The 11738-nt window shown below is 68.3% G+C and carries 12 protein-coding genes and 1 pseudogene; 7 read left to right on the forward strand and 6 right to left on the reverse strand.

What is annotated here, in order from left to right; genetic code table 11:
- From DM816_RS34975 to DM816_RS35005, 7 genes are all read left to right on the forward strand, one after another.
- Positions 1–1523: AfsR/SARP family transcriptional regulator (locus tag DM816_RS34975; RefSeq protein ID WP_211588990.1), on the forward strand; the 1523-nt coding region annotated here is incomplete at its 5' end.
- Positions 1520–2236, forward strand: coding sequence for a prepilin peptidase (locus DM816_RS34980; RefSeq protein ID WP_117214740.1), 717 nt, complete (start codon positions 1520–1522; stop codon positions 2234–2236). The genes DM816_RS34975 and DM816_RS34980, both read left to right, overlap by 4 nt.
- 46 nt (positions 2237–2282) lie before the next feature.
- Complete coding sequence (locus tag DM816_RS34985) at positions 2283–2942, forward strand: hypothetical protein (RefSeq protein ID WP_117214741.1); 660 nt, start codon at positions 2283–2285, stop codon at positions 2940–2942.
- A 64-nt stretch (positions 2943–3006) separates the two neighbouring features.
- Positions 3007–4521, forward strand: a complete 1515-nt coding sequence (locus tag DM816_RS34990) for a hypothetical protein (protein WP_117214742.1) — start codon at positions 3007–3009, stop codon at positions 4519–4521.
- Positions 4522–4655: 134 nt separating this feature from the next.
- Positions 4656–5834 carry a hypothetical protein gene (locus DM816_RS34995; RefSeq protein ID WP_162908146.1) on the forward strand — a complete coding sequence of 393 codons (1179 nt, stop codon included), beginning with the start codon at positions 4656–4658 and terminating at the stop codon, positions 5832–5834.
- A 222-nt stretch (positions 5835–6056) separates the two neighbouring features.
- Positions 6057–7292, forward strand: coding sequence for an AlbA family DNA-binding domain-containing protein (locus DM816_RS35000; protein WP_162908147.1), 1236 nt, complete (start codon positions 6057–6059; stop codon positions 7290–7292).
- A gap of 146 nt (positions 7293–7438) precedes the next feature.
- The gene (locus tag DM816_RS35005) at positions 7439–7702 is read left to right on the forward strand and encodes a hypothetical protein (protein ID WP_117214745.1); all 264 of its coding nucleotides are present in this window, start codon (positions 7439–7441) and stop codon (positions 7700–7702) included.
- 7 nt (positions 7703–7709) lie between these two features.
- On the opposite strand, the gene DM816_RS35010 is transcribed toward DM816_RS35005, so the two are convergent.
- The 6 genes and pseudogenes from DM816_RS35010 to DM816_RS35035 all read right to left on the reverse strand — a co-directional run.
- Positions 7710–8753 (reverse strand): M23 family metallopeptidase, encoded by a 1044-nt coding sequence (locus DM816_RS35010; RefSeq protein ID WP_117214746.1) that lies wholly within the window; start codon positions 8751–8753, stop codon positions 7710–7712.
- 86 nt (positions 8754–8839) lie between these two features.
- Entirely contained in the window at positions 8840–9163 is a 324-nt protein-coding gene (locus tag DM816_RS35015) for a hypothetical protein (RefSeq protein ID WP_117214747.1), read from the reverse strand.
- A 93-nt stretch (positions 9164–9256) separates the two neighbouring features.
- Entirely contained in the window at positions 9257–9601 is a 345-nt protein-coding gene (locus tag DM816_RS35020; protein ID WP_117214748.1) for a hypothetical protein, read from the reverse strand.
- A gap of 85 nt (positions 9602–9686) precedes the next feature.
- A complete protein-coding gene (locus tag DM816_RS35025) occupies positions 9687–10139 on the reverse strand; it encodes a hypothetical protein (protein WP_117214749.1) in 453 nt (150 codons plus the stop codon).
- The gene (locus DM816_RS35030) at positions 10136–11140 is read right to left on the reverse strand and encodes a DUF932 domain-containing protein (RefSeq protein ID WP_117214750.1); all 1005 of its coding nucleotides are present in this window, start codon (positions 11138–11140) and stop codon (positions 10136–10138) included. The genes DM816_RS35025 and DM816_RS35030 overlap by 4 nt, the downstream gene beginning before the upstream one ends.
- 75 nt (positions 11141–11215) lie before the next feature.
- Positions 11216–11738: pseudogene (locus DM816_RS35035) on the reverse strand (MarR family transcriptional regulator); the annotation flags it as partial.

The raw sequence follows: 11738 nt of genomic DNA on the forward strand, positions 1-11738 counted from the left end.
AGCTGACCCTGCCCGCCGACGAAGCCGAGCAGGCCGCCGCCGTCCCCGAGCTGGCCGCCCTGCCGCCCGGCGGCATCGGCCTACTCGGTGACGGCGCCCACGCCGCCGCCCGCGCCGCCCTCGTCGCCACTCTCGCCTCCGGTGGTCCGCACCACCCCGACCGGCGCGGCGAGGTCGTCATCGACGCCGCCACCCTCGCAACGTTGATCGGCTCCGACGCGGCCACCCTCGGACCGTGGCCCCGCCTGCACATTGCCGATGACATCGACGACGCCCTGACCACCATCGAAGCGGCGCTGCTGCATCGCTCCCGCATCCTGGACGAACACTCCGTGGACGACCTGGACACCCTGCGAGCACAAGCACCCTACGAGGAGGCGCTGCCGCCGATCCTGCTCGTGGCCGACAGCCCACAGCCCGGCGCCCGGATGCGCGCCAAGGTCAGCCTCGCCCTCGGCTCCGGACTGCACGTGTCGGCGCTCCTTCTCGGCGAATGGGCTCACGGCGCCACCGTCGAAGTCTCCCCAGACGGGCACACCAAACTGCTCGCCGGACAACCCGCCGAGCCCATCCCGCCGCGCCTGCCGGTCCTGCAGGCCGACGCCGCCGTGCACGTCCTGAACACGTTGCACGAAGCCCACACCGGCCAGCCACCCGCCGCGCCCTCGCTCACGCCGACCATTCCGCTGGTCGCTAGCCGCGCCGCCGACCCGGCACCGGCATCCCCGCCCGAGCAGCCAATACCGGGCAGCGTTGACGTCTCGGCCACCGCCGGACGCCGGAAGGCGCGGCTGCGCGTGCTCGGCCCACCGCGCATCGAAGACATCACCGAACCGGGTCGGGATCTGCGCAGCAAGGCGCGCGAGCTGGCGGTGTTCCTGGCCTGCCACCCAGACGGCGCGTCCACCCGCGAGATCGGCGAATACCTTGAGCCCGACGCCCGCCTGTCCCAGGCCGACCAGCGGGTGCACACCAACGCCTCCAACCTGCGGCACGTGCTCGCCCGCGCCGGCAGCGCCGACGCCAAGGCCGCCTACGTCATCAAGAGCGCAGGCCGGTACCGGCTCGACCCGGCCACCGTCGAGGTCGACATCTGGCAGCTACGCGACCTGCTGCGCACCGGAACGATCGCCACCGGCGAACAGCGCCGTGCCCTGCTGACCCAAGCCTGCGACCTGTATGCCGCGCCGCTGGCCGAGGGCACGGACTACGAATGGATCACCCCGCACCGCGAGGCGGTCCGCCGTTGGGGCACCGAAGCGCACCTGCTGCTGGCCGACGACCTGCTCGACACCGACCCGCAGGCCGCATCCCACCTCCTCGACAAGGCCATTGGCCTGGACCGCTACAACGAATCCCTCTACCGCAAGGCCATGCACGCCCGGCACGCCCTGCACGACGCCGACGGCATCCGCACCCTGCTTCGCGCCCTCACCAAGGCACTGGCGGACCTGGACGCCGAACCCGAAGAGGAAACCACCGCCCTGGCCACGAAACTACGCAACAGCCTGGAACGCCGATGAGCACCACCACCTCAACCCGGCCCGCCGCGCCACCCGTGTCGTACGCGACGGCGATCACGCTGCTGCTGCGCTGGCTGGTCGTCCATCACAGCACCGAGCCCGACCAGCCGTGGCGCACACGATGCGGTTGCGGAGCACCGTTGTGGCCGGGCGCGTGCGGTCCCGCCGGATGCTGCCGCTCGTGCACCGCTCCGGTCGGGCCGCGACCGTACCGGCTGGAAGCCGCCGCCCTCGTGGCCGTTGCCGTGCTGCTGGTATCCGGGTGGACCGGGTGGCAGCTGGCCGCGTACGCCTGGTGGGCCACCGGCATGATCGTGCTGGCCTTCGTCGACCTCGCCGTAATGCGCCTGCCGCACCGGCTCACCGCCGCCACCACCATCGGGTTCCTCGTCCTGCTGGCCGCCGAAGGTGACGGCACCGCGTGGTGGCGGGCTATGGCCGCCGGTGCCGTGCTGTCCGGGTTGTTCGCCGTTCTGGCCGTGGCATCGTGTGGGCAGCTCGGCTGGGGCGATGTCGCCCTGGCGGTACCCGTGGCCGCCGCCCTCGGCTGGCACAGCTGGACCGCCGTGTACGCCGGGTGCCTGCTTGGCCTCGGCACCGCCGCCGTCACCGCCCTCACCATGCGCAAGACCGGAACGCTCCGAGCCGGGGGTCACCTGCCGCTGGGTCCGTTCCTGATCGCCGGGGCGGCAGCCGCCCTGGCGTGGCAATGAAACCGCACCACCAACCCCGTCCCGCTTCCCAACCAAGGACGTAACTATGGTCGAACCGCGAGAGGCCACCCACACCGCGACGCTTCGCGACGCATGCCGCGCCACCCACGCCGACACCTTCGGCCTGGCGGCGCAAGCCGTCACCCAGCGACGTTGGCGGCGCACCCTCGAACCCATCCGGCTGCTACGCGAACGCGCCGAGATGCTGCACCAGGCCGTGGTGCACGATGCCCTGCAGGCAGGACTCGACTGGTGGCAGGTCGCCGACCACCTCAACATGCACCCGCAAGACGTCTGGGAGCTGTGCCGCGGCACGGCAGAACGGCTCGGCATAGCGTCTCCCGCCGACCAACGCCCCGACCTCGCGATGAAGCTGTGCGCCGGCGCGGACGTCATCCACGAGTTCGACCCCGCCTACGGAGCCGACCTCGACGACCTCCCGGCAACCCACAGCCTGCACCACGATCCGACCGTCCTGCGGCTACGCGAAGCCTCCGTGCTGCTGGTCACCGACATCTGGATCGCCATCACGCCACCCGGCGAGCCCACACCCAGCATCGAGCCCGGAGCGGTCGCCGTCGCCTGGTCCGGCGTCGCCACCAGCCACACCGAGATCGACGCCGTACACCAGGCGCTACAGGCGCGCCGGGCCCAAGTCCACTGCTACTGCCTGCCGACCGAGCGTCCATACCGAGCACCAGCCTGACCGCGTGGCACCACCGAAGCCGGTCTCACGCCGCCCCCCGGCACGACGAGAAAGGAACGCCTGCGTGACATTCGACGACCTCAGCGCCTTCTATGCCGCCAACCAGCCAGTGGTCATCGGCCTCGGCGCGCTGGCGGGCGTAGCGGTGCTGCTGCTGGCGGCGAACCGGCTCCGGAAGATGAAAGAGCACCGGGCGACTCTCCTTGTCGCCAACATCCTGACCATCGTCGCCGCCGCCCTCGCCACTGCGGTGAGCGCGTCGGGTATGTGGAAGTTCTTCACTGACATCCTCGGCGAATCCCCGCTGCGGTACGCCTTCTTCTGGTTCATCGAAATCGCCTTGTTCGCCTCCGCGCTGCTGGCCCGGTCGCGACTGCTGCGCGACCCGGAGAAAGGCACGACCGGCGTCGACGGCATCGCCGTGTGGGTGCTCGCCGGGCTGACCGCCACCCTGTCCGCGCTGGACAGCGACAGCTTCCGAGAGGTCTGCCTGCGCCTGGTCGCGCCGCTGGTTGCCGCGTGGATGTGGGAAAGAGCCCTCGCCGCCGAACGCAACGTGCGGCTCGGCAAGACCGTCCGCCGGATCAACTGGACCCTCACGCCGGAACGCATCTTCGTCTGGCTGCGGCTTGCCGAAGCCGGTGACCGGGACGTGTCCGAGGTTGACCGGGCACGCCGCCGTGCCAAGCTCGGCCAGGCACGTCTGCACCTCCACCTACTGCAAACCAAGAAGTCGTTCGCCTGGCGGGTACGCCGCGCCCATCGCACGGTGATCCGCCAGGCGATGGCCGCCGCCGAGCACATCGGCCTGGCCGACTTCCCCGACGCCACCAACGAGCGTGAAGCCATGCAGATGTACATGGCCACCCTCTACGGATTCGTCGACGCCACATCACCGCAAGCCGTAGCGCACCTCAACGCGTGGCAGGCCGCACTGCCACCGCGACACACGGCTGCGGTCGCGGTCCCGGCTGCCGGGCTCCGGGACACCGATGAGACCGAGGACAGCATCACGGCTGGTTTCGCCAACGGCGTCAACGGCACCGAGGTGTTCGCCGGTCTACTCGGCGGCCTGACGGTCCCCGAGGACGCCTGGCGCACAACACACCCACTCCAGGGCGGCCTTGCCAACGGCCGGTCTACCTTGGCGGGGACCGCAGAACCGGAGTCCATCGCCCAGGAACGCGATGCCGAAACCTCTCGCCGCCGCCACTACCTCGACACCGACACGCTCAGCCGCGTCGACCTCGGCGGCGAGCCGTTCCAGACGACGGGCCCGCCCGCAACCCAGGTGGACGGCACTCACGAGCCGGAGCCAGACGACGAGCTGGACGACCGGCCCGACGACGAGGCCGACCTCACCGCCGTAGAAGCTATGCGCCGATTCTGGGAAAGCGAGGTCGCTGGAGGCCGGGTGCCCACCGGCGCGGAATTGTCCCGAGCAGCAGGCGTACCACCCACCACCGGACTCGGCCGCCGCAAGCGACGCGAATGGGAAACCGAACTGCCGGAGCACTTCAAGGCAGCGGCCGGATTAGGTAGGTGGCCCGCTCCTCAATCCGCCGTGAGGCGATCTTGACAGCCCGGCATCCTGGACGAGACCGGGTACGTATCGCCGAACGCGCCCAAGCGTTCGACCAGATGACTTTACTGGCATAATCGTGCCGTCCTCCGACCCGCGCCAAGCGGGTAGACCACCGAAAGGTTGAGGCTGTGACATGGCCCGGCTCGCTTGAACACCCAACGCTAATCGCTGCGGCCGACCGGCTCGTCGAGGAACTACGCAGTCTCCGAGACCGGCTACAGCACCAAAATGACACCCAGCACATGCAGCACACCGAATGCGCGGACAGGGTAAGAAACGTTGCCCAGTATCTAGAAGCCGCACTGCAGCAGGCGGCCAACGATGCCTACCTGTCGGCCTTCGCCACGTTACGCACGGCACTGGAACACATGCTGGTGGACCACCTGGTGTTCTCGGGCGCGCGCTACATCCGCATCTACTCCGGCGTTGACGACGCCACTTGGGCCGATTGGCAGCGAAAGCGCGCGGCCGGCGATGCCTTTACGGAGATCATCGACTGGGCCCGCAAGAAGAACCTCGTCGAGGTTACGTACGAGGGCCTACGCTCAACTCCGGACGAGCAGGGGCAGACCTACGTCATCAGCCCCCACTACTTTCTGCTCAGGCAGTATCAGCCGTACCTTGGCCCCGCCAGCGCGCAAGCCGAGTTCGACGACGGCATCGGCGACATCGAGGATGATCGAAAGTTCGCCCAGGAGAATGATCACATCTACCGGACCTATCTGAGCTGGTCGAGTATCAAGAAGAACCTGATGTCGAACGGCTTCGCCGACGAAGCGACGATCACCAAGCTTGAAGTGCACTACCGCTTCCTCAGCGCCTTCGTCCATCCACTCGCCGACGTCACCGAAGTCGTCTACGGCCGCAACAACTTCAACATCCCGTCATACGACCACTACAGCAGCGAATTGATCTTTCTCTACGCCATCGTCATCGCCGTCGAGGAGCTACGGCACTTCCGTGAGATGGCTCAGCGGCGCCCCACTGTGGGGATCGCAAACTGGACCGCGACGGCGGAGCTGTGCGAACGCGCATGGCAGCTGGCCTCCCATCTATGGTTTCCAGGCCACGAGCCGCACCCGTATGACTACGTGCAGGAGGCGAACACGAGGGCCTTTCGTTTGCGACGGGAGAATCCCACCGCCGTCATCCAGCGCCGCGACCCGATGTCCATACCCGCTGGCGAAGTCCGGTACTACCGTGACCCAATGCGAAGGCTTGTTGCACTCCACGCGGGTTTTCACGAGATCATGACAGGCTATTCCTACGCCTCTCCGTGGCCTCGAGCAGATGCGCAGTTCCGGTAGTCGAAGTAGCGGGCCGTCCTCACCGCACAGCATCGCCTGTTCGTGCTCTACGGGACGCGGGTGAAAGCAAAGGTCATTCTGGTCTGCCTGTCAGTTGATTGTCGCGCGCAGGACGCCCTTGGCCGGAGGAAACCGTGCGACAACCCCAGTCGGCCCGCCATAAAGTTGAGCGTCGGCCGACACCCTGACCGGCAGCGCCAAGGGCAGGAACGAGGACCCATAGTGACCGACCGCGGATCAATCGAAATCGCCGACCTAGCCGTGACCGTCGCGCGTGCCGAGACGGTGGCGGTACGGTTGGCGGTCAGCCGGGAAGCCGACCAATGGCAGCTGCGCCGGGGCGAGGTCATCATCGACGCCCCAGCTCCCTTGATCTCGCGGCGGTGGGCCTATCACCAGGATGTGTTCTTGGAGGAGCAGGTCCCGGCAACACTGGCCAGCGCTCTGCTAGGCGGGCAGCCGCAGGAGGTCGCCGGGTTCAAGGTCACGGTGCCTGAACCGGCCGCGTCGAACGCGAACTGGGAGCGCATTGCCGGGCAGCGCCGCACTGGCAGGCTGATCACTCCGTGGCCGCGCACCGAGTGGCAGGTCAGTGGCCGGCAGCTGCCGAGCAGGCAGGACGGCCTCTTCATCGGAGACGGGCCGTCGTTTCTGGGCTACGCCGCCGCGTCGAGTGCATTCTTCGACGCCGCTCCGCCGGATCACCAGGATCACGGCAGGCTCTGGCGGGTGATCCGCCACGAGCGGCGCGCCTGGCTGCACCGGATCAAGATCGGCCCACTGTCGGTGGTGGTCGACGTGCGTGGCAGCGACCTTTCCGGTGCCCGGCTTGAGTTGACCACACCGACAACGAGCGTGTCCCGGCCCGTCGGCGCGACCGGACGGGTCACGTTCAGGACTCCGGCTGGCCTGGCGGCACATACCCTGCTTGTCCTGCGAACAGACGATGACTGGCTGGACTTCCGCTACTTCGACACGCTGATCCCGGGCGGCACTAGGGACACCTCCATCGAGTTCGACCAACCCGGAACCGACCTGGAACTGCTGATCTCCAGCGGTGAAGGTCAGTACATCGAGTTCAAGCGCATCCTGACCGCACAGGATGACAAGCGGTCGTTCCTGAAGACGGTCGCGGCGTTCGCCTCGTACAACTCAGGCACGATCGTGATTGGCGTTGACGACGACGGCACGATCGTCGGCGTGCCCTCCGCCGAGCGAGACGCGTTGCAGCGACAGGTCGTCTCCGTCATTCGGGACAACATCGAACCGGAGCCGCAGTATCAGCTGCGGTGGGTCGAGCACGAGCACAAGCATGTCCTTCTGCTGGAGGTCGAAGGCCGGCCGCAGTGGTTCGTCCTTTACCCCAAGAAGCCGGAGTTCTACGTGCGCCGGGCGGGCAGCACCTGGCGGGCCAAGCGGGAGGACATCGCCGCGGGTTTCGGTGCGCCGTCCGTCTAGGCCAAGCCCAGAAGGTGGCTGGAGGCAGCGCGGCACGCCGTGCCATTAGCGACGACGCCCACGCCGTAGTGGCAGTCGCCGATGCCGTGAGACGATCGGTGCCGAACGTGGGCAACGCATCCAGTGTCGGCGCGGGAAGGGACGGTATGGGACACAACAAGCTGCCCGATGTCCGGCAGCGCCATGAGGCGGCCGTCGCCGAGCTGACCGCCGATACTGTGCAGCAGCTTGGACTTGTTTACACGCCGCTGGCGTTGGCCGACATTCCTGCCCTTACCAACGAGATCGCCGAACTGCGCCGTCTCTACCTGACCGCACGCGGGCATCTGCGCGACATCCTCGGCGACGACGCGATCCGACAGCTCGGGTTGGGCAACACCAGCCCTGCAGGGTTGCCGCCACCCGAGTAGCCGGTCGTCACCCGACCGGTGTGTCGAGTGGTGCCCCTTGGGCAGCCATGAAGGACACCGGATCTGTTGCTGTGGCTTCAGATTGGTCGCCCAGGTGCACCTCGAAGTGCAGGTGTGGTCCGCTGCTGTGGCCGCTGGAGCCGACCAGGCCGATGACCTGCCCGGCGACCACCTGGTCCCCTTCGGCGACGTACGGAGGGGTGAGCATGTGGCAGTACCTTGTGTAGATCTTGCCGGGGTGCTCGATGTCCACGTAGTAGCCGCATCCGGGGGTGCTCGGCGTCCCGTCGCGGTCGCAGCCCCAGCTGGCCGGTTCGATGTCGCAGCGCACCCGCACTACGACGCCTGCTGAGGCGGCCCGGATCGGTGTTCCGCGCGCCGCTCCGAGGTCCACGCCATCGTGGCCGGGCCTGGATTCGGAACGGAATCCGGAAACCACGAACGCCATCACGGGTTGGGTCCAGGTGCCGGTGGCGCCGCAGTAGCCGATCGCTTCAGGGCTGACGCTTGCGCTGCCAGAGGCGAGCGCGTCGGCGAGCTGGATCGCATCACTGGTCCACTTCGCGTACGCATCGGGATAGGCGCTGACCTGAACCCGTTGCGCTGCTTCAGTGAGGGGCATCTGCTGCCAGCCAGGGATGGTCAGCAGCTTGTCGTAGAACTTGCCCGCTTGGTAGGCGGGGTCGGCGAGCTGTTCGGATGTGCCCCAGCCCTGGCTTGGGCGTTGCTGGAACACGCCGATGGAGTCGTGGTCGTTGTTCTCGCCGAGGTGGGGAAGGTTGCGTAGCTGGGACTCCTGCATGGCGGTGGCCAGGGCGACGACCCAGCCCCACCGTGGCACGCCTTTGGCGAGACCAACGTGGACGATGGTGGCGGCGATGGAGACCTGCTCGCGGTCCCAGCGGCCGATGCCGGGCTGGGCGGAGCCGTTGGGGTAGGCGGGTGTGCAGCCGCCGGAGCCGCCCAGGACGGCGGAGATGAGCAGCATCGGCACGCCGATACAGCCGAGAAGGACAGCGATGATGAGGCCGGTGATGGCTTTCGTGGTCATGGCGTGATGGCCTTTCTGGGCAACAAAAAAGGGCCGCATGCGCGCTCGGCGTGGCCGGCGCGGCGGCCCAGAAGGACTGGGGCGGTTCAGGAAAGGTGTTGGCGCAGTTCGGCTGTGGCGGTGCGCAGGAGGCGCGCGATGGCGCTGTCTGCCGGGTCGCGGTCGGTGGTGACCGGTGCGGCGTGCCGCCAGTCGAAGCGGTCCGGCGCGAGGATCGGCACTGTCCACAGGTCGCCGTGGTAGTTGAGGAACAAGGCCCCGCGTGGGGCTAGCAGCGTGGTGGGCTGGGTGGCACAGGTGATCCGGCATTGGCAGCCGGAGTCGTTGTAGGTGAAGCGATGACGGCCGTGGTGCGTTGGGCAGCGGCAGTCGCAGGTGCGCTCGAACGGGCTCGGTGGCAGGCGGGTCATGTGCGTTCTCCTTGGGGGTGAAACACAAAAAAGGCCGGTGGGCCGCCCTCTCGGGCGGCCCGACCAGGCCCTTGGTGTGCTGGGTGGGTGGGTTTACGGCTCGCGGCGCAGTTGCGTCGGGTTGGCCAGGACGGCGGCGGTCTGGCGCAGCTGGCGGGTGATGATGATGCTGGCGTCGTAGAAGTCGTGGTGTTCGTGGATGTGGTCGCAGGTCGCCCAGTCCCACTGGCCGCCGGGAAGCCGGTTGACGAACCAGAGGTCGCCGCCGATGTCGAGGAACAAGGCGCAGTTCCACTGCTCGGCGAGCAGGGTCATCGGCTGGGTGGTGCAGGTGATGGTGCAGGCGCAGCCGTCGTCGGCGTAGGTGGTGCGCTCATACCCGTGGTGCACAGGGCAGCGGCAGTCACACCGGCGCAGCCACGCGGGCGTGTAGGTCATGATGGCTCGTTTCTGTTGGTGGGCATGGAAATGCCGATGGCCGCCACGAGGGCGGCCATCGACTGGAGGTGATGCTCGGCGGGGGTTACCGGTCGTGACGCTGCCTGGTGCGCCGACGCGGGGTGATGCCGCCGCCGACGATGCGGTTGCGCTTGATCTGCTGGGTCTCGGCGACGGTGAGCACGTACGCGGGCAGATGGGTGACGCCTTCGCGCCAGGCCCGGTAGAGCCGGTGTACGCCGTCGATGAACAGCGGGGTCAGCTCGCCGTCCGCCTCCAGGGTCGCGACGAGCACCGGCTTGGTCAGGTCGGTGCCCATGGCGTACTCGCGGTCCAGGCTGTCGCGGGTGGGGCCGATAAGGCTCACCGTGCGCGGGTCCGGGTCGTCGATGTGGGTCAGGCCGTAGGCGTTGGCCCAGGCGGCGACGTTGAGGCTGGCCGGTTCACGGGGATGGTCGGCGATCAGCGCTTGGGCCTCGTCGATCGAGAACGCCCACGGTCCGAAGTAGAACCACTGCGCGGGTCGCTGTCCGGTCATCGGCTGGCTCCGACCTTGAGCAGGTCGAACGCACGGATCTTGATCTCGGGGACCTTGCCGGTCACGACCCGGTTGGCCCGCACGAGCGGGTTCTTGGCGGGCTGGACGTGGTCAAGGTACTCGGTGATGGCCTGGTAGCCGGCCCACCGGGTGCCCTTGATCGCGGCCTGGGTGTCGGCGTCGCGCAGCAGGTACTTCAGCGTCCCGAGGCGTTCCTTGGCATTGTTCTTGGTCTTGTCAGGGGCGTCGTCGGCGACCGGCCACAGCTGGGCGACGATCTTCTCGAACTCGCCCATGGTCAGCGCCTCGTTGATCATCTTCTCGGCGGCGGTCTGGAAGGTGTCCATGTACTTCCACATCAGCCCGAGGGCTTCGCGGGCCTGGCTGATCTGGGAGGCGACGTTGCTGGTGTGCCGGAACACGTAGTGGCCGACCGAGTGGGCGAACGCGGCGCGTTGCGTGTTGGCGCACACCACCCGGATCGGGCTGGCGTCGATGCGCAGCGCCGAGGTGCCGTCGTGGCTGGTGGTGGCGATCAGATACAGGTCCATGCGGTCCACCCCGGCGATTTCCATCGCGGTGGGCAGCTTCATCGTCAGGAACACGCTCTTGCCCCGGCGCAGCGATCCGGCGGTCTCGTAGTGGGCGCCGCCGATTTGGTCGACGAGGCGGTCGAGGACTTCGGCGGCCTGCTCGTTCTGCACGACGCCGTAGTCGTTGCCGACGATCCCGAGATAGTCGGTTCCGGCGGTGACCGGGTTGCGGCGCACGGTCATCATCTGGTCGTCGCAGGGGATCTGGACCTCGGTGCCATCGGGCAGGGTGTCAATCCCGACGAGCCGGATCTTGCGCACGCCCCAGCCGCCGAGCTTGGCCTTGGTCATCATCTCTTCGGCGGACTGGCTGCGGTCGGTCACCGTCCCGAGCAGGTGCCACGCTGACTGGCGGGCGGACACGAAGCTGGTCGTGCCGTCAGCGAAGGTTTCGAGTTCGTGTGCCACGGTTTCTCCTTTGTTGGTAGGGAAGACAGCGCTGGGGCCGAGCGGTGTGCTCGGCCCCAGCGCGTTGGAGGGGTGTTACTGCTGCTCGCCGTCGCTGGTGGACTCGGCGGCGGGCGGGTTGGCGGTGACGGTGAACGGCTCCTGCCGGACCACCCGGATCTGCTCGTTCATGGCCAGGGTGCGGCAGTTGTTGAGCACCGCGCCGGAGCTGATCGTGCGGCCGTGCTGGGCACCGAGGGACTCGGCGATGGTGCCCGGGGTGAACTCGTGGCCGGGGTGGGCGTTGATGAACTCCAGCGTCCAGGCGCGCAGCACGCCGCGGCCCAGCGGCTCGTTGCCGTCGGAGTTGACCGTGCCGCTGCCGCCGCCGCTGCGCGGGGTGACGGTGGCCGCCTTGGGCGTGCCGGTGCGGATCACCTGGTGGCAGGTCGGGCAGCGGGGCGGGGCCGGGTTCGGGTCCACCTCGCTGGCCTTGCCGGGGCCGGGCTGCCACCGCTCCGGGGTGCCCGCCTCGGCGTCGGCCGGGATGCGGCGGGCGGCGTCGCCCTGCTCCATCGCCTGCAGCAGGCGGGCCACGACACCGGGGTTGAACCCGCAC

It is taken from the genome of Allorhizocola rhizosphaerae (assembly GCF_003426775.1).
GTDB lineage: Bacteria > Actinomycetota > Actinomycetes > Mycobacteriales > Micromonosporaceae > Allorhizocola > Allorhizocola rhizosphaerae.